Source organism: Nocardia sienata NBRC 100364 (assembly GCF_001613205.1).
Classification (GTDB): domain Bacteria; phylum Actinomycetota; class Actinomycetes; order Mycobacteriales; family Mycobacteriaceae; genus Nocardia; species Nocardia sienata.
Genome location: NZ_BDBX01000064.1, coordinates 12,288 through 36,294, shown reverse-complemented (window position 1 = coordinate 36,294; position 24,007 = coordinate 12,288). Strand labels below are relative to the sequence as shown.

22 protein-coding genes are annotated in these 24,007 nt (G+C 68.8%); 10 read left to right on the top strand and 12 right to left on the bottom strand.

The genetic code is table 11. The annotated features are described in order from the left end of the window. Positions 1-29: 29 nt before the first annotated feature. A complete protein-coding gene (locus NS4_RS28255; protein ID WP_063062531.1) occupies positions 30-848 on the top strand; it encodes a PhzF family phenazine biosynthesis protein in 819 nt (272 codons plus the stop codon). On the opposite strand, the gene NS4_RS28250 is transcribed toward NS4_RS28255, so the two are convergent. From NS4_RS28250 to lspA, 3 genes are read right to left on the bottom strand one after another with little or no spacing between them, the layout of a single operon-like run. Then, positions 849-1,547 (bottom strand): hypothetical protein, encoded by a 699-nt coding sequence (locus NS4_RS28250; protein WP_157106299.1) that lies wholly within the window; start codon positions 1,545-1,547, stop codon positions 849-851. 6 nt (positions 1,548-1,553) lie between these two features. Beyond that, positions 1,554-2,480: an RluA family pseudouridine synthase gene (locus NS4_RS28245; protein WP_063062530.1), complete on the bottom strand. Its 927-nt coding sequence runs from the start codon at positions 2,478-2,480 to the stop codon at positions 1,554-1,556. Continuing rightward, positions 2,477-3,223, bottom strand: a complete 747-nt coding sequence (lspA, locus tag NS4_RS28240; protein WP_084487803.1) for a signal peptidase II — start codon at positions 3,221-3,223, stop codon at positions 2,477-2,479. Before lspA ends, NS4_RS28245 begins: the two co-directional genes overlap by 4 nt. Before the next feature lie 215 nt (positions 3,224-3,438). Between lspA and NS4_RS28235 the strand changes: the two genes are divergently transcribed. The 7 genes from NS4_RS28235 (at position 3,439) to NS4_RS28205 (ending at position 10,037) form a co-directional block, all read left to right on the top strand. Continuing rightward, positions 3,439-4,329: a hypothetical protein gene (locus tag NS4_RS28235; protein WP_063062535.1), complete on the top strand. Its 891-nt coding sequence runs from the start codon at positions 3,439-3,441 to the stop codon at positions 4,327-4,329. A gap of 93 nt (positions 4,330-4,422) precedes the next feature. After that, the gene (locus NS4_RS28230) at positions 4,423-4,884 is read left to right on the top strand and encodes a VOC family protein (protein ID WP_063062529.1); all 462 of its coding nucleotides are present in this window, start codon (positions 4,423-4,425) and stop codon (positions 4,882-4,884) included. A gap of 85 nt (positions 4,885-4,969) precedes the next feature. Then, a complete protein-coding gene (locus NS4_RS28225; protein WP_063062528.1) occupies positions 4,970-5,722 on the top strand; it encodes a LytR/AlgR family response regulator transcription factor in 753 nt (250 codons plus the stop codon). Next, the gene (locus NS4_RS28220; protein ID WP_063062527.1) at positions 5,719-6,087 is read left to right on the top strand and encodes a hypothetical protein; all 369 of its coding nucleotides are present in this window, start codon (positions 5,719-5,721) and stop codon (positions 6,085-6,087) included. Before NS4_RS28225 ends, NS4_RS28220 begins: the two co-directional genes overlap by 4 nt. Before the next feature lie 48 nt (positions 6,088-6,135). Continuing rightward, entirely contained in the window at positions 6,136-7,890 is a 1,755-nt protein-coding gene (locus NS4_RS28215; RefSeq protein WP_063062526.1) for a sodium/solute symporter, read from the top strand. Between the two features lie 162 nt (positions 7,891-8,052). Beyond that, positions 8,053-8,406, top strand: coding sequence for a DUF485 domain-containing protein (locus NS4_RS28210; RefSeq protein ID WP_063062525.1), 354 nt, complete (start codon positions 8,053-8,055; stop codon positions 8,404-8,406). Further along, the gene (locus NS4_RS28205) at positions 8,403-10,037 is read left to right on the top strand and encodes a monocarboxylic acid transporter (protein ID WP_063062524.1); all 1,635 of its coding nucleotides are present in this window, start codon (positions 8,403-8,405) and stop codon (positions 10,035-10,037) included. Before NS4_RS28210 ends, NS4_RS28205 begins: the two co-directional genes overlap by 4 nt. A 106-nt stretch (positions 10,038-10,143) precedes the next feature. On the opposite strand, the gene NS4_RS28200 is transcribed toward NS4_RS28205, so the two are convergent. Together NS4_RS28200 and NS4_RS28195 are read right to left on the bottom strand one after the other, a co-directional pair. Further along, on the bottom strand, positions 10,144-11,313 hold the full coding sequence (locus tag NS4_RS28200) for a sensor histidine kinase (RefSeq protein ID WP_063062523.1): 1,170 nt from the start codon (positions 11,311-11,313) through the stop codon (positions 10,144-10,146). Positions 11,314-11,774: 461 nt separating this feature from the next. After that, entirely contained in the window at positions 11,775-12,221 is a 447-nt protein-coding gene (locus NS4_RS28195) for a hypothetical protein (RefSeq protein WP_063062522.1), read from the bottom strand. A 252-nt stretch (positions 12,222-12,473) separates the two neighbouring features. Here NS4_RS28195 and dnaE point away from each other — a divergent pair, with 252 nt between their 5' ends. Then, positions 12,474-16,025: a DNA polymerase III subunit alpha gene (dnaE, locus tag NS4_RS28190; RefSeq protein ID WP_084487801.1), complete on the top strand. Its 3,552-nt coding sequence runs from the start codon at positions 12,474-12,476 to the stop codon at positions 16,023-16,025. A gap of 138 nt (positions 16,026-16,163) precedes the next feature. On the opposite strand, the gene NS4_RS28185 is transcribed toward dnaE, so the two are convergent. Further along, complete coding sequence (locus NS4_RS28185; RefSeq protein WP_063062521.1) at positions 16,164-16,448, bottom strand: YbaB/EbfC family nucleoid-associated protein; 285 nt, start codon at positions 16,446-16,448, stop codon at positions 16,164-16,166. Positions 16,449-16,640: 192 nt separating this feature from the next. Between NS4_RS28185 and NS4_RS31795 the strand changes: the two genes are divergently transcribed. Beyond that, positions 16,641-16,808, top strand: coding sequence for a DUF4236 domain-containing protein (locus NS4_RS31795; protein ID WP_081877120.1), 168 nt, complete (start codon positions 16,641-16,643; stop codon positions 16,806-16,808). Positions 16,809-16,847: 39 nt separating this feature from the next. On the opposite strand, the gene NS4_RS28180 is transcribed toward NS4_RS31795, so the two are convergent. The 6 genes from NS4_RS28180 to NS4_RS28155 all read right to left on the bottom strand — a co-directional run bounded on the left by NS4_RS28180 (position 16,848) and on the right by NS4_RS28155 (position 23,630). Beyond that, positions 16,848-17,354 (bottom strand): PNPOx family protein, encoded by a 507-nt coding sequence (locus NS4_RS28180; protein ID WP_063062520.1) that lies wholly within the window; start codon positions 17,352-17,354, stop codon positions 16,848-16,850. Positions 17,355-17,372: 18 nt separating this feature from the next. Then, on the bottom strand, positions 17,373-18,098 hold the full coding sequence (locus NS4_RS28175; RefSeq protein ID WP_063062519.1) for an amino acid ABC transporter ATP-binding protein: 726 nt from the start codon (positions 18,096-18,098) through the stop codon (positions 17,373-17,375). Between the two features lie 3 nt (positions 18,099-18,101). Further along, positions 18,102-19,895 (bottom strand): ABC transporter substrate-binding protein/permease, encoded by a 1,794-nt coding sequence (locus NS4_RS28170; protein ID WP_063062533.1) that lies wholly within the window; start codon positions 19,893-19,895, stop codon positions 18,102-18,104. A gap of 80 nt (positions 19,896-19,975) precedes the next feature. Beyond that, a complete protein-coding gene (locus tag NS4_RS28165; RefSeq protein WP_157106298.1) occupies positions 19,976-20,959 on the bottom strand; it encodes a phosphotriesterase family protein in 984 nt (327 codons plus the stop codon). Positions 20,960-21,314: 355 nt separating this feature from the next. Further along, positions 21,315-22,598, bottom strand: a complete 1,284-nt coding sequence (locus NS4_RS28160; RefSeq protein WP_063062518.1) for a PucR family transcriptional regulator — start codon at positions 22,596-22,598, stop codon at positions 21,315-21,317. 171 nt (positions 22,599-22,769) lie between these two features. After that, positions 22,770-23,630 carry a helix-turn-helix domain-containing GNAT family N-acetyltransferase gene (locus NS4_RS28155; protein WP_063062517.1) on the bottom strand — a complete coding sequence of 287 codons (861 nt, stop codon included), beginning with the start codon at positions 23,628-23,630 and terminating at the stop codon, positions 22,770-22,772. Positions 23,631-24,007: the final 377 nt, after the last annotated feature.

Sequence of the window (24,007 nt, the reverse complement as noted above, 5' to 3'; positions counted from 1 at the left end):
CGCGCCAAAAAACACAGTACGTTCGTGGTATGGAGGTTCTGCTGCACCAGATCGACGCGTTCGCCGACGCACCGTTCTCCGGGAATCCGGCAGCGGTGATGCCGTTGCCCACCTGGTTGCCCGATACCGTGCTGCAACAGTTGGCCGAGGAGAACAATCTCGCCGAGACGGCCTTCTACACCTCCCGGTTACCCCCAGAGGCCGGGGTGCCGCCGGGGAGCTGGCCCGCCTACCATCTGCGCTGGTTCACGCCGATGACCGAGGTGGTGATGTGCGGGCACGCCACGCTGGCGGCGGCGGCGCATATCCTCTGCGATATCCAGCCGGGTGAGGACCGGGTCGGTTTCTTCACCCATAGTGGCTGGTTGCGGGTGGATCGCACCGATGACGACGAGTACGTGCTGGATCTGCCCGCGGTGGCCTCCGTTCCGGCCGAACCGGATGCGGCACTGGTGGCGGCGCTGGGCGTGGAACCGGTGCGTGTGTACTCGGGTGCGGATGTGGTCGTGGTGGTGGACAGCGAGCGGCAGGTCCGGGAGCTGGCACCGGCCCTGAGTGCCTTTCCGAAGGTGCAGCGGGGTGTGGTGGTCACCGCCCGGGGTGACGAGGTGGATTTCGTCTCGCGGTTCTTCGCGCCGGGGGTGGGGGTGCCCGAGGATCCGGTGACCGGTTCGGCGCATGCCCAGCTGGCGCCGCTGTGGAGTGCCGAGCTCGGGCGCAGCAGGTTGACCGCGCGTCAGCTGTCCCGGCGGGGCGGTTCGCTCGGCGTCGAGCTGGTCGAGGACCGGGTATTGCTGACCGGTCGCTGCCACCGCTATCTGGACGGTGTGGTGACGCTGGACTTCTGATCAGGCCGGTGGGACGGGCCCGTCGTCCGGTGGCGGGCCGACGGGGTCGGTGCTGTCGGGGAGCAGGGGGTCGACGGCGAACCGTCCGGCGACGGCATCGGCCGGTAGCGCCTGCACCGCGCGGATTCCGGGCTGTCCGGTGAGCTCGCGGAGCCGGGGCAGCGGGGCCCGGACGACGACGCCGGGGGAGCAGGCGCAATCCGCGCGCAGGCGCGCGATGACCACCTCCAGGGTGCGGGCGGTGCGGTCGTCGCCGACGTAGCGGCGCTGATCGTCCAGTTGCCAGGCGGCGTCCGCGCCGGAGCGCCGCAGCGCGACGTCACCGGCGGGGGTCTGGACCGCGACCACGGGAGTCGCGACGCGTGGGAGCGGAACCCGGTACAGCGCCTGGCCGATGCGTAGATCCCCGACCTGGCCACGTAGCTCGGGGGCGGGCCGGTACTCGGTGAACGACACCAGCGCCCACCGATCCGCGGCGTCTGTCCCGGTGAGCGATTCCCGGGCCCGGTCGAGGTATCCGGCGATGGTTTCGCCCTGGTCGGGTCCGAGGCGGTCGGTGGATACGATCGCCTCGGCCGGGGGTATCAGGTAGCCGAGTGCGAGGACGAACACACCGCAGGCGGCCGCGGCCGCGCCGTAGCCGAGTCCCCGGCGGATGTTGCGGGGCCGGTGCGGCGGTGCTGCGGGTACCTCGGGCATCGGCGGTCAGGCGTCGCGTAGCACGCGCAGCGCGTGGGTGAGGTCGTCGGGGTATTCGCTGGTGATCTCCAGGTAGCGGCCGTCGGCGGGGTGCTGGAAGCCCAGTGATCGGGCGTGCAGCCATTGGCGCTGCAGGCCGAGCCGTTCGGCGAGCCGGGGATCGGCGCCGTAGGTGAGATCACCGCAGCAGGGGTGCCGGATCGCGGAGAAGTGCACCCGGATCTGGTGGGTGCGGCCGGTTTCCAGGTGGATATCGAGCAGGCTCGCCGCCTGGAACGCTTCCACGGTGTCGTAGTGGGTGACGCTGGGCCGGCCGTCGGAGGTGACCGCGAATTTCCAGTCGTTACCGCGGGCGCGGCCGATGGGGGCGTCGATGGTGCCGCTGCTGGGATCCGGATGGCCCTGGACCAGGGCGTGGTAGCGCTTGTCCACGGTGCGCTGTTTGAACGCGCGTTTGAGCACGGTGTAGGCGTGTTCGGACTGGGCCACCACCATCACCCCGGAGGTGCCGACATCGAGCCGGTGCACGATGCCCTGCCGTTCGTGTGCGCCGGAGGTGGAGATCCGGTAGCCGGCCGCGGCCAGTCCGCCGACCACGGTGGGTCCGCTCCATCCGACTCCGGTGTGTGCGGCGACGCCGACCGGTTTGTCGACGGCGACGATATCGTCGTCGGCGTAGAGGATTTTCATACCCTCCACCGGTTCGGCTTCGATACTCAGCTCCCGGCGCGGTTCGGGGAACACCACTTCGAGCCAGGCGCCGGCGGTGAGCCGGTCGGATTTGCCGGCGGCCACTCCGTCGAGCTGCACCGAGCCTTCTTCGGTCAGGGCCGCGACCGCGGTCCGGGACAGTCCGAGCAGCCGCGCGAGGCCGGCATCCACCCGCATCCCGTCGAGTCCGTCGGGGACGGGCATCGTCCTGGTCTCTCTCATGCGGCGGTCTCCTTGCCGTCGGAGGTGGCGGAGTCCGCGGTTCCCTTGCCGGCGGTGGACTCCGGGGCGGCGCCGGACGCGGAGTCCTCGGGGGTGGTGTCACCGGCGGAGCGGTCCAGGCCGGGGCCGGGCTCGTCGGCCGGGGACGGGGCGGGATCGGTGGTGGACGCGGCCTTCTCCTTGTCCTTGTAGCGGGTGCCGTCGGGCTCGAAGCCGAAGACGGTGAGCGTCACCAGCAGGATCGCCCCGCACACGATCGAGGAATCGGCCACATTGAACACCGGCCACCAGCCGACCGAGACGAAATCCACCACATGACCCTGCAGGGGCCCCGGCGCGCGGAACAGCCGGTCCATCAGGTTGCCCAGCGCGCCGCCGAGGACCCCGCCGAGTCCGATCGCCCACAGGGTCGAGCGCAGGGTGCGGCCGATGCGCAGCACCCCGATCACCACCGCGGTCGCGATCAGGGTCAGCAACCAGGTCATGCCGGTGGCCATGGAGAAGGCGGCACCCGGATTGCGTACCAGCACCAGTTCCACGGAGTCGCCGATGATCGACACCGGTTCGCCGGGACGTATCCGCGCGACCACGATGATCTTGGTGACCAGGTCGAGCGCGAACAGCGTCGCGGCGACCGCCAGCAGTAGCGGCAGCCGCTGCCGCGGCTGCGCGCCGGTCCCGCCGGGGCGGTCGTCGGGGTCCTGCTCTGGCGTAGGCCGGTCCTCACTCACGCCGACCATCATCTCTCGAGAGGGACCGGCCCAGTACCGTGGGCACCCGCGCGCACCGGTGGTGGGCCGCCGCGCCGGTGTGTCGCGGCGCGGACGCCGGTGCCGGGCGGTGCTTCCGGAAGTCGGCGCGATGTCCCAGCCCACGCTCAGGTACGCCTCGTAGGCTGTCGGGCGTGACGGTGTTGTGTTCGTTTCCCACGCCCCGCCTGGCAAGGTCCAGAGTGCTGATGGTGGTTCTCGCGGTGGGTCTCACCGCGTTCGGTTCCGGCTGCGGCGACGGCGGCGACTCCGGGGCCGAGGCCGACGGCACCGAACCGCTCGGAATAGGTGAGGTCACTGTCCCGATCGCGGCGGCCGTGGTCACCACGGTGGACCACGGCGAGGAGCCCCGTTCCATGTTGCGGCCCTCCTACCACGAGGGCACGGTCCAGGCGGTGACATTGCGTACCGATCACCGTATCCAGCAGCAGATCGATACCCAGCAGGTGCGCGATTTCTCCAGTCCGGCGCTGACCATCCCGATGACCGCCACCACCGATGCCGGCGCAGTGGAGCTCACCCTCGGTTCGGTGACGACTTCGGATCCGGCGCTGTCGGAGGCGCTGACCGCCGCCGACGGAACACACGCCGGGTTCGAGATGAGTGAACTCGGCGGGATCACCGCGCTGCGTCTGGCGCCGGCCCCCGATACCTCGAATTCGGCGCGGGCCGCCTTGGAACAAGCCTTTTACCAGGCGGTCTACCGATCAGTCACCTTTCCCGACGAACCGGTCGGGGTGGGCGCGGTATGGCGGGTACAGCAGACCGTGGGCGGCGGCGTCGACCTCGACCAGGTCACCACGGCCACCTTGGTCGCCCGTGACGGTGGGCGATTGTCCATCCGGCTCGACGTCACCCAGACGCCGAAATCGAGTATCTGGGATCTGCCCAACGAGGCCGGCATGCTCGAAATCGAGGACTACGCGATGCAGGGCAGCGGAGATATCACCGTGGATCTCGGCCTGCCGCTGCCGGTGGCCGGGTCGATCTCGATCGGCGGCCACCAGTACTACCGCGATCCGCGCACCTCGACGGTGCTGCGTCAGGTCATCGAGACCAACGTCAGCTGGGGCGGCTGATCCGGCTGGTCGGGTTCGTCGGAGGCCATCGGCGCCGAACCGGGCATAGGCTCACAGGTGTCCGACACAACTCTGCGAGACGGAGGTCCCGTGATGTCCGATGTCCTCCCTGTTCCCGAAGGTTATCCCACTATTTCCCCCGGTCTGGCGATCGCCGGAGCCGCGGACGCGGTGGAGTTCTACAAACGGGTACTGGGGGCCACCGAACGGATGCGGATCCCGGGCCCCGACGACACCGTGATGCACTGTGAACTCCTGATCGGCAATTCGGTGCTGATGCTCGGCGACCCCGCCCCGGATATGGCGTTCCGGGACCCGCATTCGATCGGTGGCACCCCGGTCAACCTCTACGTCTACGTCCCGGATGTGGATGCGGCGCACGCCGCGGCGCTCACCGGCGGCGCTACCGAGATCAGTGCCCCGCAGACCCAGTTCTACGGTGACCGGACCGGTTCGTTCGTGGACCCCTGGGGTCACCAGTGGACCGTCGCCACCCATGTGGAGGATATCGAGCCCGAGGAAATGCAACGGCGAATGGACCAGCTCGGATCCTGACCGGCCCCGAACCCCGGTACCGGACCCGCGGCCGGACCCCGATGACTACCATGGGCGAGTCGATGGAGCAGGAAGGGTCTGGCAGATGCGGGTGCTGGCCGTGGACGACGAGCAGCCGGCGCTGGACGAGTTGCTCTATCTGCTGCGCGCCGAGCCCGCGGTGACCGACCTGCACGGTGCCGCCGACGCGACCGGCGCGTTGCGGATTCTGCGGGCACATGCGGTCGACGTGGTTTTCCTGGATATCAATATGCCCGGCCTGGACGGTATGGAACTGGCCGGGGTGCTCGCCGAATTCGTGCACCCGCCGGCGATCGTCTTCGTCACCGCGCACGAGGATCACGCGGTGGCCGCGTTCGATCTGGGCGCGGTGGACTACCTGCTCAAACCGGTGCGGCAGCAGCGGCTGGGCGCCGCGGTGCGGCGGATCGCCGACCGCCTGGCCCGCACCGATCCGGAACCGGACCCGGGTCCGGCCGGGGGGCACGAAGTTATTCCGGTCGAGCTCGGCGGGGTCACCACGCTGGTGCACCGGTCGCAGGTGAACTGGGTGGAAGCAGAGGGCGACTACGCCCGGCTGCACACCGACACCGGTTCTCATCTGGTGCGCATTCCGCTCTCGGCGTTGCAGGACCGCTGGCGCGAGGATTTCCTACGGGTGCACCGCTCGTACCTGGTGGCGCTCGGGCGGGTGACCGGGCTGCGGACGGTGGGCTCGGGCACGCTGGTCTGTCTGCGCGGGGCGCAGCGGGTGGAGCTCCCGGTGAGCCGTCGCCAGGTGCGCGAACTCAAACAGCGGCTGGTGCACGGACCGCATCCGTCGCCGGAGCGGCGATGATCGGCCCCGCACCGCGGCCGCCGCGCCGGCGGGTGGTGCTCGCCGAACGCCGGGGCGCGCGCCGCGTCCGGACCCGGGTGGAGGTCGCCGAGCAGACCGAGATCGGCGAGGCGCTGATCGGCGGACTGATCCGGGCGCAACTGGGGTTGGCCCTGAGCTGTGGTCTGGTGATCGCCCTGCTCCTCGCCGCGCTCCCACTGCTGTTCGGGGTGACCGCGGTGGCCGAGACCGTGGTGCTGGGTATCCGGCTGCCGTGGCTGGTGCTGGGAGGAGCGGCCTATCCGCTGCTGTGGCTCACCGGACGGGTGTACCTGCGGCTGTCCGAGCGCAACGAGAACGATTTCCTCGAGCTCACCGGTGATTGAGCGGCCCGTGTCGGGGGCCCGGACCCGGCCGATCCGCAGGCCGGGACGGTGACCGCGTCCGGCCTCACGGTGGCGGCGCTGCTCGCGGCGGCGCTGGCGACGGTCGTCCTCGGTGTGTACGGGGTGCGCTGGGCGCGCACGACCTCGGATTTCCTGGTGGCCTCCCGCAGTGTCGGTCCACGCTGGAACGCCGCCGCCGTTTCCGGTGAGTATCTGTCCGCCGCGTCGTTCCTCGGGGTCGCCGGACTGATCGCCAAATATGGCGCCGATGCCCTGTGGTACCCGGTGGGTTTCACCGCCGGGTATCTGGCGCTGCTGCTCTTCGTGGCGGCGCCGCTGCGGCGGTCCGGGGCCTACACCGTGCCCGATTTCGCCGAGTTCCGGTGGGGTTCGCCGCGGTTGCGCCGTCTCGCCGCCGTGGTGGTGGTGCTGGTGTGCGCGGTATATGTGATCCCGCAGTTCCAGGGCGCCGGGCTGACGCTGCGCATTCTGCTGGGGGTACCGGGCTGGGTGGGTGCGGTCGCGGTGGCGGTGATCGTGGTGGTCAATGTCGTCTCCGGAGGGATGCGGTCGATAACCCTGGTCCAGGCCTTTCAGTACTGGCTGAAACTGACCGCGGTGGCGTTGCCCGCGCTCGTTCTGCTGGTGCATTTCTTCGCCGCCGACCGGCCCGGCGGCGATCGCGAACTCGGCGCGCCCGCCCCGCCGACGGTGAGCGAACAGACCACGGTGGAGGTGACCACCCCGGTACTCGTGCAATTGGCCGCGCCGCAATGGGTCGCGGTGCACGGGGTAATGGACGACCGCGGGGTGGACGGCCCGGTCCTGCTGGCGGCGGGTATCCACGAACTGGCCCGCGACACCCGGCTGGTGCTCGAACCGGGCGCGGCGGTGCCGGTGGTGGCGGGCGCCCCCGCCGACGGCGCGCACTGGCTGCTGCCCGGCGGCGGTTTCGCCGGACCGCATCCGCGGTATCAGGTGTACTCGCTGATGATCGCCACGTTCCTGGGCACTATGGGATTGCCGCATGTCCTCGTGCGCTTCTACACCAACCGCGACGGCCGGGCCGCCCGCTGGACCGCGCTCGCCGTGATCGCGCTGGTCGGCACCTTCTACCTGTTCCCGGTACTGCTGGGCGTCTTCGCCCGGCTCTACGTGCCGCAACTGCTGATCACCGGTACCTCCGACGCCGCGGTCCTGCTGCTGCCCTCGTCGGCACTGGCGGGACTGCCCGGGCAGCTGCTGGCGGCGCTGGTCGCGGCGGGCGCCATGGCCGCTTTTCTGTCCACCTCCTCGGGGCTGGTGGTGAGTATCGCCGGTGTGCTGAGTACGGATGTGCTGCGCGGGCGGATCCGGGATTTCCGGATCGCGGCGCTGGTCGCCGGTGCGGTGCCGCTGGCACTGTCGCTGGGCGTGGTCTCGCTGGACCTGTCCCGTACGGTGGGGCTGGCGTTCTCGCTCGCGGCCGCGACCTTGTGCCCGCTGCTGGTCCTCGGCATCTGGTGGCGGGGCCTCACCGCGGTGGGCGCGGCCGCCGGTCTGGTGATCGGTGGCACCGTGGCGGGCGCGGCGACCCTGGTCTCGGTGCTCGGCGGCGTCTCCGGTCACCTGGCGGACGGCTGGGCCGCGGCGCTGCTCGGATACCCGGCGGCGGTGGCGGTTCCGCTGGCCTTCGCGACCATGGTCCTCGTCAGCCGCTGCACCCCGCGCTCGCCGGGGGTGGGCCGGGCGTTCGTCCGGATGCACGCGCCCGAGCGCCTGGGCATGGGCGCCGACCGCGTACCCGGGCACCGCCCGGACTGATCGGCGGCAGCGATCGGGTCCGACCGCTCGTCGCGGCCCAGCGACCGCTCACCGCACACTTACCCGTCTCTACCGAGTGACCCCCATCACAAGGGTCCTGCACCGCCGCCGGCCCGCTACCTTCTGCTCAGGTAATACACGCCACATGATGAGGGACCCGGCATGACCGATATCGATCTCGACAAAAGCGGGGAGCGGGCCGACCCGCCACCCGATTTCGTCGCCGCGCAGGAGAGCCCGGAGTTCCAGGAACTCCGTAACCGGCTGCGCCGCTTCATTTTCCCCATGGCCGCCCTGTTCCTGCTCTGGTACCTCGGCTATGTGCTGCTCGGCGCCTACGCGCACGATTTCATGGCCACTCCGGTGTTCGGTGAGGTCAATATCGGACTGCTGCTGGGGCTGGGCCAGTTCGTCTCGACCTTCCTGATCACCGGCCTCTACGTCCGATTCGCCAACCGGGAATTGGACCCGCGGGCCGCCGCGCTACGCGCCGAACTGGAAGGAAACCGGTCGTGACCACGCTGCAGGCCGCCGACGCCACGGTCGGCAATCCGGTCGCCAATATCGCCATCTTCGCGCTGTTCGTCGTGGTCACCATGATTGTGGTGTTCTGGGCGGGCCGCAATACCTCCGGCGCCACCGACTATTTCACCGGTGGCCGCGGATTCACCGGGCCGCAGAACGGGATCGCCATCGCCGGGGACTATCTGTCCGCGGCGAGTTTCCTCGGAATCGCCGGCGCCATCGCGGTCTACGGCTACGACGGCTTCCTCTATTCGATCGGATTCCTCGTCGCCTGGCTGGTGGCCCTGCTGCTGGTGGCCGAGATGCTGCGCAACACCGGCAAGTTCACCATGGCCGATGTGCTGAGCTTCCGGCTGAAGCAGCGGCCCGTGCGCACCGCCGCCGCGATCAGCACCCTGGCCGTCTCGCTGTTCTACCTGCTCGCCCAGATGGCCGGCGCCGGTGGTCTGGTGGCCCTGCTGCTGGATGTGTCCAGTAAAACCGGGCAGGCCGTGGTGATCGCCGTGGTCGGTGTGCTGATGATCGTGTACGTCCTGGTGGGCGGGATGAAGGGCACCACCTGGGTGCAGATCATCAAGGCGGTCCTGCTGATCGCGGGCGCCGCGGTGATGACGGTGATGGTGCTGGCGAAGTTCGGGTTCGATCCCTCCGGCATCCTTTCCGGTGCGCAGAGCGCGATCGGCGGCTCCGAGAACGCGAAGGTTGCCGCGCGCGATGTCCTCGCTCCCGGCGCGCAGTACGGCGGCAGCGAGATGTCGAAACTGAACTTCGTCTCGCTCGGCCTGGCGCTGGTACTGGGCACCGCGGGCCTGCCGCATGTGCTGATGCGCTTCTACACCGTGCCGACCGCCAAGGAGGCCCGCCGCTCGGTGGTCTGGGCGATCGCGCTGATCGGCGCCTTCTACCTGTTCACCCTGGTGCTCGGCTACGGCGCGGCGGCCATCGTCGGCCCGGACCGGATCCTCGGCGCGGCCGGGGGCCAGAACGCCGCGGCGCCGCTGCTGGCCTTCGAACTCGGCGGCGTGATCCTGCTGGGCATCATCTCGGCGGTGGCGTTCGCGACCATTCTCGCGGTGGTCGCCGGACTCACCATCACGGCCTCGGCCTCCTTCGCCCACGATATCTACGCCAATGTCATCCGACGTGGCAAAGCCGACGATGCCGCCCAGGTCCGGGTCTCCCGGATCACCGCGGTGGTGATCGGCGTGCTGGCCATCGCCCTGGGCATCCTGGCCAACGGCCAGAACATCGCCTTCCTGGTGGCGCTGGCGTTCGCGGTCGCGGCCTCGGCGAACCTGCCGACCATCCTGTACTCGCTGTTCTGGCGGCGGTTCAACACCACCGGAGCGCTGTTCAGCATGTACGGCGGGCTGATCTCCACGGTCGTGCTGATCGTGTTCTCCCCGGCGGTCTCCGGATCGCCGACCGCGATGCTGCCGGACCTGGATTTCGACTGGTTCCCACTGTCCAACCCGGGGATCGTGTCCATTCCGCTGGCATTCGTGCTCGGCGTGGTCGGCACCTACCTCGGCGGCAAGGACACCGAAGATCCGGCGAAGGCCGCGGAGATGGAGGTCAGGGCGCTGACCGGGGTCGGCGCCGAGAAAGCGGTCGCGCACTGAGTGCGGGCCCGGATGCCGTGTCGGCGGCATCCGGGCCGCGTACTGCTCGGCGCAGGCCGGCCGGACCCCGCTCTGTGAGGGTGAGCGGGGCTCGGCCGTTATCGCGTCATGGCCGGATACCGGGGCGGAACTTGGGCACTCGCATACTCACTCTGGTCCCGGCGCCGGGTGCGGTATCCACCACCAGCCCGTAGTCGTTGCCGAAGGCGGCGCGTAACCGGTCGTCCACATTGGCCAGGCCGATATGCGCTCCCTCCGCGGCCGTATCCAGTGATCCGGACCGCAGCAGGTCGGGATCCATACCGGCGCCGTCGTCCTCCACACTGAGTACACAGTCGGTCCCGGCGTCCAGTGCCTCGATAGTGACCGTGCCACCGCCCGGCGTGGCCGCCAGCCCGTGGCGTACGGCATTCTCCACCAGCGGTTGCAGGGCCAGGAAGGGCAGTGTGACGCCGAGTACCTCGGGGGCGATCCGTAACCGTACCTGCAGCGCCGGACCGAACCGGGCGCGTTCGAGTTCGAGATAGCGTTCGATATTGCTGAGTTCGTCGGCCAGCACCGTGTACTCCCCGGCGTCGCGGAACGAGTACCGGGTGAAATCCGCGAAATCCAGGATCAGTTCCCGCGCCCGTCCCGGGTCGGTACGGACGAACGACGCGATGGTGTTCAAGGCGTTGTAGATGAAATGCGGGCTGATCTGGGCGCGCAGCGCGCGGACTTCGGCGCGGTCGAGCCGGGCCCGGGAGGCGTCGAGTTCGGCGAGTTCCAATTGGCCGCAGGCATACCGGGCGACCTCGGCCAGCGCACCGAGCGCGCCCGGGCCCGGTCGGTTCCCGGTGACCATCCCCAGCGCGCCCACAACGGTACCGTTGTCGCTGAGCAACGGCTGGGTGACCAGGGTGCGCCCCGGATGATCGGTATCGGGCAGATGCGCGAGTACGGGCCGCTGCGCCGTGACGGCTCGCCGGGCCGTGCCGGTGAACTCGGCGGCCAGTGGCTCGTGGACGCCGTCCCAGGCCAGGAGTTCGCCGTCGGGATCGCTCACCCCGAAACCCTCGGCCCCGACCAGAGCCCGCAGATGCGGGGCCGCCTCCTGCGCGGACTCCCGGGTGAGGCCCCGGCGCAGCGGCCGGGCCGCCAGCGAGGCGGTGTGCAACGCCGTGTGCACCGCGCGTTCGGCGGGGGTGGTGACCATCCGCCGCGGGCGCGCCCAGACGAGCAGTGCCGCGGCTATCAGCACCGCCGCGCCGGACACGGTGAGCAAGGTCGCGGTCATCGCACTCCCTGTCCCGTCCCGGCTCGTCGCGCCGCTGTACCGATCGCCCGGTCCGCCGGTCCGCTCCGCCGGAGGTCACCGTGGCTCGGGCACATGCTACGAGCAGGCGTACCGGAGGCTCGGGGCGCCCGGCCGGCCGACGGCCACCGCGCGGTTCGGCGCGTCGGACCGTCGCCGGGCCCGGTCTCCGGCGCGGCGCGGTCCGCCGGTCTCCCGCGCGGCCGGGCTCGTCGGCCGGTCGTCGTCCGGCTCGCCGCCGGGGGCCGGCCATCGTCTCATGCTTCCCGCGGCAACCGCCATTGCCGCGGGAAACCTTCTCCGGAAGCGATGACCGGCCCGCGTCGGCGAGCCGAGGCCGGAGATCCGGCGTCGCGAGCGCGCCGGATGGAAGGAAAGTGGAGCGCGGCCGCTCGGAGCCGATTACGCCGAACGGGCCGGGTGCTGTCTGCGTGGGCCGGTGATCACCCCTGATACTTCTGGACGATGAATTCCACCGACCCCGATTCGGGGGTGTGGGCCGCGCCGACGGTGACGGTCGCGGTGAAACGCCCGATCCCGGGACGGAACAGGGCCGAGCGGCCGTCGTTCATCCAGTGCCCCGGGCCGTTCGCGATCTGCGTGGTCGACCCCGTCTCGCCGGTATCGAGGTTGCGCCAGTTCAGCGTGACCGGCAGGCTGCACGAACCGAAGCCGAACGTGATGGTCGAGACGGTGAAGGACGCGTGCTCCGGATAACCGGGACCGTTGACCGAGGCGTCGACCTGAGCGACGCACGGGCCATCGGTGAGGGAATAGATCGTCTGGAACGAACCGCCTTCGGCCGCGGCCGGAGCGGCGGTCGCCGCCAGCGTTCCCACCGCGAGTACCGCGGCGGCGGGCAGCGCGAGCGTGGTCCTGCGTGCTGTCATCGTTCACCTCGCTGATCGATCGGGCACGGGCGGGGTCGATTCGTGGCCTCGGCGGCGATCCGCCGGATGTGACGCGGCACGACCCTACCAGTGACCGGGCGTGGCGGGGGCCGAATCGGTTTCCCGCGCCGGGCACCCGGGCCGACACGCCCGGCCCCCGCGGGCACGCCCATCCGGCGCCGCACCGGTCGGACGGTGCGCATAAACTCGCTACACCAACCCCCGCCGAGCCATTGGGAGGAAGGACAGATCTTGGCCGCCTCGTCCGGATTCGTTCATCTGCACAACCACACCGAGTACTCCATGCTCGACGGTGCCGCCAAGATCTCGCCGCTGTTCGCCGAGGCCGACCGGCTCGGGATGACCGCGGTGGGGATGACCGACCACGGCAACATGTACGGCGCGGCCGAGTTCTTCCATTCGGCGAAGAAGGCCGGTATCAAACCGATCATCGGCATCGAGGCCTATATCGCGCCCGGCTCCCGGTTCGACACCAAACGTATCCAGTGGGGCGATCCCGGCCAGAAGAGCGACGATGTCTCCGGTTCCGGCGCCTACACCCATATGACCATGGTCGCCGAGAACGCGACCGGCCTGCGGAACCTGTTCAAACTGTCCTCGCTGGCCAGTATCGAGGGTCAGCTCGGCAAATGGGCCCGGATGGACGAGGAGCTCATCGCCGCTCACGCCGAGGGCATCATCGCCACCACCGGCTGCCCGTCCGGTGAGGTGCAGACCCGGCTGCGGCTGGGGCACGAGCGCGAAGCCCTCGAGGCCGCCGCCAAATGGCAGGAGATCTTCGGCCGCGACAATTTCTTCCTCGAGGTGATGGACCACGGCCTGTCCATCGAGAAGCGGGTCCGCCAGGGTCTGCTCGAGGTCGGCCGGGCTCTCGACATCCCGCCGCTGGCCACCAACGACTGCCACTACGTCACCAAGGAACAGGCGAGCAACCACGAGGCGCTGCTGTGCGTCCAGACCGGTAAGACCCTGTCCGACCCCACCCGGTTCAAGTTCGACGGCGACGGCTACTACCTGAAGTCCGCCGCGGAGATGCGTGCGCTGTGGGACGCGGAGATCCCGGGCGCCTGCGACAACACCGTCTGGATCGGGGAGCGGGTCCAGTCCTATGCCGAGGTGTGGGAACACCGTGACCGGATGCCGGTCTTCCCGGTGCCCGAGGGTGAGGACCAGGCCGGCTGGCTGCGCAAGGAGGTGCACCGCGGCCTGGAGCGGCGCTTCCCGGACGGGGTGCCGCGCGAGTACATCGAACGCGCGGAATTCGAACTCGACGTCATCATCGAAATGGGGTTCCCGGCCTACTTCCTGGTGGTCGGTGACCTGATCAACCATGCCCGCGAGGTCGGTATCCGGGTCGGCCCGGGGCGTGGTTCGGCGGCGGGGTCGCTGGTCGCCTACGCCATGGGCATCACCAATATCGATCCGATCCCGCACGGGCTGCTGTTCGAGCGCTTCCTCAATCCCGAACGCGTCTCGATGCCCGATATCGATATCGACTTCGACGATCGCCGCCGCGGCGAGATGGTGCGCTACGCCACCGACCGCTGGGGCAGCGACCGGGTGGCCCAGGTCATTACCTTCGGCACCATCAAAACCAAGGCCGCCATCAAGGATTCGGCGCGCGTCCAGTTCGGTCAGCCCGGATTCGCCATCGCCGATCAGATCTCCAAGGCGCTGCCGCCGCCGATCATGGCGAAGGATATTCCGCTGTCGGGCATCATGGATCCCGAGCACGAGCGGTACAAGGAGGCCGCCGAGGTCCGCGAACTCATCGGCAGCAATCCCGATGTCGCCAAGATCTACGAGACCGCCCGGGGCCTCGAGGGCCTGATCCGTAACGCGGGTGTGCACGCCTGCGCGGTCATCATGTCCTCCGAACCGCTGATGGACGCGATCCCGCTGTGGAAGCGGGCGCAGGACGGCGCAATCATCACCGGCTGGGACTACCCCTCGTGTGAGGCCATCGGCCTGCTGAAGATGGACTTCCTGGGCCTGCGCAACCTCACCGTCATCGGTGACGCGCTGGACAACATCAAATCCAATCGCGGTATCGACCTCGATATGGATAATCTGCCGCTCGACGATCCGGCCACCTACGAACTGCTTTCCCGCGGTGACACGCTCGGCGTCTTCCAGCTCGACGGCAGCGCCATGCGCGATCTGCTGCGCCGGATGCAGCCCACCGGCTTCGAGGACATCGTCGCGGTGCTCGCGCTGTACCGCCCCGGTCCGATGGGCATGAACGCGCACAACGACTACGCCGACCGCAAGAACGGCCGGCAACAGGTCAAGCCGATCCACCCGGAGCTGGAAGAGCCCCTGAAGGAGATCCTCGCCGACACCTTCGGCCTGATCGTCTATCAGGAACAGATCATGCAGATCGCGCAGAAGGTCGCCGGGTATTCGCTCGGCCGAGCCGATATTCTGCGCCGCGCGATGGGTAAGAAGAAGGCCGAGGTCCTCGAGGCCGAATTCGAGGGCTTCGAGGCCGGTATGCAGTCCAACGGCTTCTCGAAGCCGGCGATCAAAGCGCTGTGGGACACGATTCTCCCGTTCGCCGGATACGCGTTCAACAAATCGCATGCCGCGGGCTACGGTCTGGTGTCCTTCTGGACCGCCTATCTCAAGGCCAACTTTCCCGCCGAATACATGGCGGGTCTGCTCACCTCGGTCGGTGACGACAAGGACAAGGCCGCGATCTATCTGTCGGACTGCCGCAAACTCGGTATCACCGTACTGCCGCCGGACGTGAACGAATCGGAGACCAACTTCGCCTCGGTCGGCGCGGATATCCGGTTCGGGCTGGGCGCGGTACGCAATGTCGGTCAGAACGTGGTGAACTCGATCATCAACGCCCGCACCGAGAAATCGAAGTTCACCGATTTCTCCGACTATCTGAACAAGATCGATACGGTGGCCTGCACCAAGAAGGTCACCGAATCGCTCATCAAAGCCGGTGCCTTCGATTCGCTGAACCATCCCCGCAAGGGGCTCATGCTGGTGCACTCGGACGCCATCGACGCGGTCATGTCCACCAAGAAGGCCGAGGCCATCGGTCAGTTCGATCTGTTCGGCGGAATGGGCGAGGACAGCGACGCATCGGTGGCGTCGGTATTCGATGTGAAGGTTCCCGACGAGGAGTGGGAGACCAAACACCGTCTCGCGCTCGAGCGGGAAATGCTCGGCCTCTATGTATCCGGGCATCCGCTCAACGGCGTCGACCATGTGCTCGCCGCCCAGGCCGATACCCAGATCCCGACCATCCTCGAAGGCGATATCAAGGACGGCACCCAGGTCACCGTCGGCGGCATCCTCGCCTCGGTGAACCGCCGCATCAACAAGAACGGCCTGGCGTGGGCGTCCTGCCAGCTCGAGGATCTCACCGGCGGTATCGAAGTACTGTTCTTCCCGCAGGCCTATTCGGTGTACGGCATGGATGTGGTGGAGGACGCGGTGGTCCTGGTGAAAGCCCGGGTCTCCATGCGCGACGACCGGATCTCGCTCATCGCCAACGATCTCGCCGTACCGGATCTGTCGGCGATCGGGGTGGCGAAACCGCTGGCCGTCACCATATCCACCCGGATGTGCACCCCCGACAAGATCGGCGAACTGAAGCGGGTGCTGTCCCGGCATCCGGGGACCTCGGATGTGCACGTACGGCATGTGGGCGCGCGGGAGAAAACGACGCTGCTGAAACTCGACGACAGTCTGCGGGTGGAACCGTCCTCCGCGCTCATGGGTGATCTGAAGGCCCTGCTCGGCCCGGGCTGCCTGGCGAGCTGAACGTCCGGGTGGGCGGCTACCGGGCCGCCTGCTCGACGCCGGTGGCGTTGCTGTCGTCCTGGACGCCGAAGTCCGTGGCGACCGCGCCCACACCGTCCCCGACGCCGCTCACCGCCTGTTGTAGCAGGTCGAGACCGGTCAGGCCCTCGACGGCCGCGGGCCCGTACTCGACCGGCCGAGCTTTTCCGGAGTGGAGCGTTTGAATGCCTCGGGAGCGAGGTGCACCTGCACCGGTATTCCGGCGGTGTTGGCGTCTATTCGCACCAGGTTGTCCGCCGACCAGACACTCACCGTGGTGGTGGCGAGCCGTTCCCGGGCCTCCGTCATGGTCTGCCGCTGTCGCTCGAATGTGCTCAGCAGCTCTTCCACGCTGTCGCGCAAGACGCCGGTGGCCGGCCGGGTGGGGCCGGTCTCCCTGCTCATCGATCCCCACTTTCGGGGGACTGCTGCCTACCCTTGGACGCGCCGTCGAGCCGAGCTGTTCCGGTACCTGCCGGTCCGGCTCGAGGACGCGCGAGATGTACCCCTGTACTCCATCCTGGCACCGCTGACCAGCGAAAGCCGTGAGGGCTCAACCCGATCCGTTATCCTGGGTCGGAGCAAGGGAGGTCGCTCATGCCCATCAGGTTCCGTAAACGTCAGTCCTTCGGACCGTTGAAATTGAACTACACCCAGTCCGGGCTGTCCTCGTGGAGTATCAAGATCGGCCCGTGGTCGTGGAACTCCAGGACCAAGAAGAACAGCGTCGACCTACCGGGTCCGCTGAGCTGGCGCCAGCGCTGAGCGCCCGCCGGCCGCGCCGTAGCCGCGGCCGGATCCCGCTCATCGGACCGGGCGAAGTTCGATCACCACACCGCCCTGCTGCCAGGTCTGGTAGATATCGGCCTTGTTCGGATTGCCCTCGGCGTCGAAACCGATGCCGTTGTATCCCGCGTTGGTCCGGTTGTCCCGGGCGATGACCTCGAACAGCCGCAGCACGTCCTCGGCCGTGGTGTGCACCACCGGGTCGAACTGTTCGGGCCGGCCGCCGCGGGTGATGGTGAGCGGGGTGCCGGTCGCCAGGTTCTTCACCCACGGTCGCCGGGTGGTGCCGATCAGCAGCGTCTGTCCGTGCACTGTGTAGGCGACCGGGATATCGTAGGCGCGGCCGGATTTGCGGCCCACCACGTGCAGGGTCAGGAGCCGTTTACCCACCACGCCGGACAGGCCCGGGAGTCGGAGCAGCGTACGCACCACTCGGTTGGTCAGGCCCTGGGCCCGGCCGATGGGCCGGGGTCCGCTGGTGGTCGGGGTGCCGTAGGGGTTGGCCGCCGGGGAATCCTCGCTCATCGGTTCAGTATCGCCGCATCAGAGCACTTGGTCGAGAAACCTTCGCAGCCGCGGGGTTTCGGCGTTGTCGAACAGTTCGTCCGGACTGCCCGACTCCACCACCACACCGCCGTCCATGAACACCACATGATCGGAGACGCTGCGGGCGAATCCCATCTCGTGGGTCACCACGATCATCGACATACCGCCCGCGGCCAGCTCCGACATCAGCGCGAGCACACCCTTGACCAGTTCCGGGTCCAGCGCGGAAGTGGCCTCGTCGAAGAACATGATGTCCGGTTTCATGGCCAGCGCCCGCGCGATCGCCACCCGCTGTTGCTGGCCACCGGAGAGGTGGGCGGGCCGGGAATCGGCCTTGCCGGTGAGCCCCACGACCTCGAGCTGTTCCAGCGCCAGGGTGCGGGCCTCGTCCTTGGACAGGCCGCGCAGCTTGCGCGGTCCCAGCGCGATATTGTCGGCCACCGTCCGGTGCGGGAAGAGATTGAACTGCTGGAAGACCATCCCGATGCGCTGCCGCAGATGGTCGGGGTTCTCGGTGAGCACCGATTCGCCGTCGAGCAGGATATCTCCGGCATCGGGTTCGTGGAGCCGGTTGAGGACCCGCAGCAGGGTGGACTTACCGGAACCGGACGGGCCGATCACCGTCGTGGTCTTGCCCGCGTCGACGTGGATGTCCACCCCGCGCAGGATCTGATTACCGCCCAGCCGCAGGTGGAGTCCGGTGCCGGTCAGTGAGGCGCTCATCGGTTACCCCCGGCCTTCGGTGATGGCGGACTGCTCGACCGGATCGATCGGCTGATCGGGCCGGCCGGTGCGCATCCGCCGGTCGATGTAGTTCACCAGATGGGTGAGTGGGATGGTCAGGAGCAGATAAACCAGGCCGGCGGCCACCAGGGGCGACAGGTTGCCTGTCTGGGCGTTGAGATCGCGGCCTACGGCGAACAGTTCGCGCTGGGTGGCCAGCAGCCCCAGGAAGTAGATCAGCGACGAATCCTTGATCAACGCGATGAACTGGTTCATCAGCGCGGGCAGCACCCGGCGCACCCCCTGCGGGATCACCACCAGGGTCATCGCCTGCCGGTAGCCGAAGCCGATCGCCCGGGCGGCCTCCAGTTGCCCCGGCTCCACCGATTGGATACCGGAGCGGAAGATCTCGCCGATATAGGCCGAGGCGAGCAGGGCCAGCGCCACCGCGCCGAGCCAGTAGGGGTTGTTGCCGGTGAAACCGCTGACCACCGGGCCGATCCCCAGGCCGATGAGCAGAATGATCACCACCGCGGGCAGGCCGCGGAAGATATCGGTGTACACCCGGGCCGGCCAGCGCAGCCAGCGGGTCCGCGAGATCCCGGCCACCGCGAGCAGCATCCCGATCACGGTGCCCAGCACACCGGAGACCAGCGCGAGGATCAGTGTGTTGGGCAGGCCGGTTTTGAACAGGTCCGGGAATGCCTGCCGGTAGAGCGACCAGTCGAAGAAGGTGTCGCGCAGCTGTTCCAGCGTCGATTTCGGCGCCTGCGCGGTCTGCTGCCGCGGGGCCTGTTCGGCGGCGAGGGCGGCGAAATCGGGCAGCTGCGGGGCCGGGGCGGCCTTCGACCCGGGTTTCCACCCCGGCGGCAGCTCCCGCGGCACCCAGTCGCTGTAGAGCCGGGCGTAGGTGCCGTCGGCGATCACCGCGTCCAGGCCGGAGTTGAGTGCGTCGATCAGTGGCTTGTTGTCCTTGGCGACCGCCCAGGCGACGAAATTGTCCAGACTGAACGAGTTGTCCACGATCGATGTCGCATCGCCCGGCGCGATCGCGCCCTGGGCCTGCGCCGACGGGGCGACCCACGCGTCCACCTGGCCGGTTTTCACATTGGCGTAGGCGGTGTTGTAGTCGGGGAACTTCACCGGGTCCAGCCCGAGTTCGTTGACGACGTATTCGTCCTGGACCGTGCCCTGTACCACCGCGACCCGGGAGCCGGGACCCAGATCGGCGAACCCGCGCACCGGGCTGCCGTCCGCGACCACCAGCGAGAAGTAGCCGAAATCGTAGCCGTTGGTGAAACCGACCATCTCGCGCCGGGCGTCGGTGGTGGTGATGTTGGAGGAACCGACATCGAAGCGCTTGCCCGCGACCTGGGCCAGCAGCCCGGCGAACTCGGTACCGGAGAACTCGACCCGCAGGCCGATCTTCGCGGCCGCCGCACGCAGCAGTTCGTTGTCGAAACCGGTGAACGCCCCGGCGGAGTTCACGCAGATACTGGGTGGCGCGTCGGAGAGGGTGCCGACACTCAGCACGCCGGGCCGGATCAGGCCGAGCCGGGAGACGTCCACCGCGGCCGGTGGTTCGGTCGACTCGGTGGTGAAACGATCCTCTTTGCCCGCACCCGGGGCGGTCAGGTTCGCCGGGGCCGCGGTGGCCGCCTCCGGTCCCGGCGGCGCGCACAGGTCGCGGGCGGTGCCGTCACCGCCGCCGCTGCCACACGCGGTCGCCAGCAGGGCGACGGCGAGGAGGAGCGCGGCGAGCAGCGCACGGGCGCGCGGAGGGGGCAGACCAGGCATGATCGCCAACCCTAGCGCCCGCCCCGACCCGGTCCGGGCACCCGGGTCGGGTGCGGCCGCCCGCGCCACGGCACCGCGGTTCACCCGCCGGCGAAGAACCTGCGGGGCACTTCGACGAGCATCGTCTGCAGCTGCCGCTCCTCGATACCGCGATCCAGCACATAGGGGAAGACGTCGTCGAACAGATGGGTGTAGTGCCACTGGGGCAGGACCGCCGCCCGCATGGCCGGTTCGATCCAGTCGATATAGCAGCTGGCGTCCTGCGAGAGCACCATGCGTTCGGCATAGCCGCGGCGCACCATTTCGATGAGGGTGTCGGCGCGCGCCTCGAAGGTGGTCTCCAGATTGATCCCGAATCGATCCATGCCCAGGACGAATCCGGAGTCCGCGAGTGCGGTCAGATAGTCCAGATCCGTGGTGTCGCCGCTGTGGCCCAGGACGATCCGGGTCGGATCGACGCCTTCCTCGGCGCACATGACGCGTTTGACCTCGAAACCGGACCCCGATTCGGGGTGGGTGTGCACGGTGATCGGCACCCCGGTCTCGTGGTGGGCCCGGGCCACCGCCCGCATCACCCGTTCGACACCGGGCGTCAGTCCCTCCGCGTCGATCGCGCATTTGAGCATGCCCGCCCGGACGCCGGTCCCGGCGATGCCGTCGCGGATATCGCCGACGAACATATCGACCATCGGATCGGGGACATGAGTGCCCACCAGGGGGTCGAGCGCGGGTCCACGGTAGTGGAAGAAGAACGGGACATCGTTGTAGGTGTAGAGGCCGGTGGCCACGATCAGTTGCAGCGGGACCCGCTGCGCGATCTGCGCGATCCGGGGGATGTAGCGGCCCAGGCCCACCACCGTCGGGTCCACGATCGTGCGCACACCGGCCTCGTAGGCAGTGGTCAGTTGCCGGACCGCGTCCTCGATCCGTTCGTCCTCCGACCCCCACTCCTGCGAATAGTTCTGTTGCACATCGGAGCTGAGCACGAAAACATGCTCGTGCATGAGGGTGACACCGAGATCGGCGGTGTCCACGGCACCGCGGACGGTTTGGATCGAGGGCACGAGAACTCCTGGAAGAGGGCAGCGCGCAGCGCGACGACGCCGGCACGACGGATGGGATCGGTCCGCGACACCACCCGTGGCGGGCGCGGCGAACCGGTTGCCGGGGGACCAACTACTCAGGTGGACACCGGTTTCCGGGGATGACTGAACCTTACGGCGCGAGCTGTGGGGCGGACCATATCCCGGCCGCATGAAAGCTCGGCCGGCATTTGTGCGCTGAGCACATGCGGCATCGTGCGCGCCGCCGAGATCGCACAGACGTCGGAGTACGGCCGCGCCATGGCCGAACGGATTCACACCCGGTCGGCGGCGCCCGGGACGCCCTGCCGGTTCGGGCGGTATCGGTGCCCGCGGCTCAGTGCTGTCTCGTATCCGGTCGCAGCACCGCGGCGCCGAGCAGGTGGGTGGCCTGCAGGGCCAGCCGCGGATACAGATCCGCGCCGGGTGCGTCGGTGCTCACGCCGATGAGGTTCAGCGCCTGCCGGACGCGATACTGGACGGTGTTGCGATGGACGGCCAGCCGGGTGGCGGCCGCGGCGTAACTGCGGTTCACCGCGAGGAATACGCGCAGTGTCTCGCGCAGCCAGAGATTGCGTTCGTTGTCCACCGCCAGTTCGCCGAGTTCGTCGGCGACGAATTCGCGCAGGGTATCGATATCGCCGGCCAGCAGCGCGACCGCGGACACATCCGGATACGACAGCACCCGGGCGCCACGCTCCCCGCCCAGCAGTGCGAGGCGGCGTACCCGGTCGGCCTGACCCGCGGTGCGCCGGAAGCCGGCGACCCCGGTGCCGTAACCACCGAAGGCCGCCCGCACCGGCAGAGCCCGGTCGGAAAGCAATTGTTCGATCGCGGCACTGTCGACGGGTATCTCGTGCGGGAGGGCGAACCATATCCGGGCCTCGTGTTCGTCCACCGGCACCAGCAGGTTCCCGTGCGCCCGATCGAACACGGTGGCCAGCGCCGTGCGGAGGTGGTCGAAAACCTCCACGGCGGTGGCGGGGTCGATATGCGGGTCGGTCCAGGTGTCTATCGCGAGGTGCCCGCGGGTGAGCGGATAGCGCAGCACCTGCTCGGCTGCCTCGGTATCGGTGGCCGTGCCGCTGAGCAGCCGGGTCACCCACTGCTGCCGTAGTCCGCCCCGGTTGCCGACCCAGCGGTCGCGTTCCTGTTCATAGGCGACACCGACCTGCTCACAGACCCGATCGATGTAGACCGAAGTGCGGTTGACGATGCGGACGATCGCCGAGGTGCTCACCGGGCCGCCGCCGCCGAATTCGATCGCGTATCGCATACCGGTGTCCAGGAATCCGGCCTGCCCGATCCGGTACGCCCGCATCAACGCCGAGGCCGGCACATCGCGCTGAGCGAGGATTCGGGCGTATGTCAGGGCCCGCTCCGGGGCCCTGACATCGTCCTCGCCGGCCTCGTTCTGCAGGAATTGCAGCGCTTCCATCAGGTTGTCGGTCGTACCGTCGTCCATCAGTTCACGGAGCCGGGGGTCCTGGTCCAGTGTCGGCACCTGAGTGCGCATCAGGTGCGACAACTGGGCGATGAACTCGTCGCGGTTCCGGAGGAATGTCTGTGCGACCAGTCCGACCACTTCTTCGGTGCTGTGCGCCGCCTGTCGTAGCTCCACAGGGGTAATGATCGCGCGCTCGGCCGTACCGATGACCGGCCGGGCGGCCGTTCTCGGCCACGACCGCCCGGCCGGAGCCGAACCGATGCCCCCGTGTCTGAAGATGATCCTGCTGGCCGGTCCGGACCGGGACGTAGCGACGCCCAGCGGGCGCCGCTACGGCCGGGATGGTCAGTTCAGCGGGCTGCGCCGCTCGAGCAGCACCGCGTCGCGCCAGCGGCCTTCGGAGCGGCCGCTGCGCTCCCGGATACCGACGGTGCGGAAACCCGCCGCGTGGTGTAGCGAAATGCCGGCCCGATCCTCCGGGAACGCGGTGGTCTGCAGGGCGCGCAGGCCCGCGTCCTCGGCGGCGGTGACCTGGCGGCGCAGTAACGCGGTGCCGACGCCGCGACCCTCGAGGTCGTCGGCGACCATCACGCAACTGTCGGCGACGTCCCGATAGAACTCCTGGCCCGAGACCGGGGTGAGGGCCGCCCATCCGGCGATCCGGCCGTCGGCCTCGGCGACCCAGCGGTGCCCGGGCAGCCATTGGCGGTCCAGGGTCTCCCGGTCGGGTGCGGCGGCGGCGCCGACCGCGGGGTAGGCCGTCCCGCGGGCGGCGTAGATGGCGCGCACGGGTTCCCAGTCCGCGTCGGTCAGCGCCCGGACGGTGATATCGCGAGGCGGCTCGTCCGGGCCGGGTGGCCGGGGGGTGAGCAGGCCCATCACCGCGTCGGCGGTGTGCGGCAATTCGGTGCAGCGGTGTGGATCGACGGTGACGAGGGTGGCAGTGCCCTCTTTGTGTACTGTCACGAACCCGGCGTCGGTGAGCTTGCGGACATGGTGGGAGACGGTCGGCTGTCCGATACCGAGTGCTTCGGCGATTTCGCCGATGTGGATGCCGGCGGGGCTCGTGGCGACCTGGTGCAGTAACCGGACCCGGGTCGGGTCGGCCAGGCAGGAGAACCAGCCTGCGTATATGGCCGCGTCGGCGACCGGGAGCGCGTCGCCGCGCACCTGGTTCCGCACGACCGGCGGTGCCAAGGAGGTCATGGGGCCACTATATCGACGGAAGATATTTCACCCGAGAAAGTCGACTTTCCGGGTTTATCCAGTGTCGTCGATATTGCGGGGGCCACTATCGCCGGTGGCCGCGACCGCATTCGGGCGCGATGGCCGAGGGCCGACCGGCGGATATCGGAATACGCGTTCGACCGGGGCGTCTGTGCGAAATCGTTTTCATCGCGCACCGGTACGACCCGGGCGCGGGTGGATCGCTGGTGGCCGGATGCGGTACCTATTCCATGCCGGAGTGAGAGTGCGAATTCTTTACCGATTCGTTTCCTGTCGGGCCGGTGGAATTGCGGTCGGACCGGAAAGTGCCGACAACGAATTTTCCGGTGGATAGCCGCAGCGAACGATTACATTCA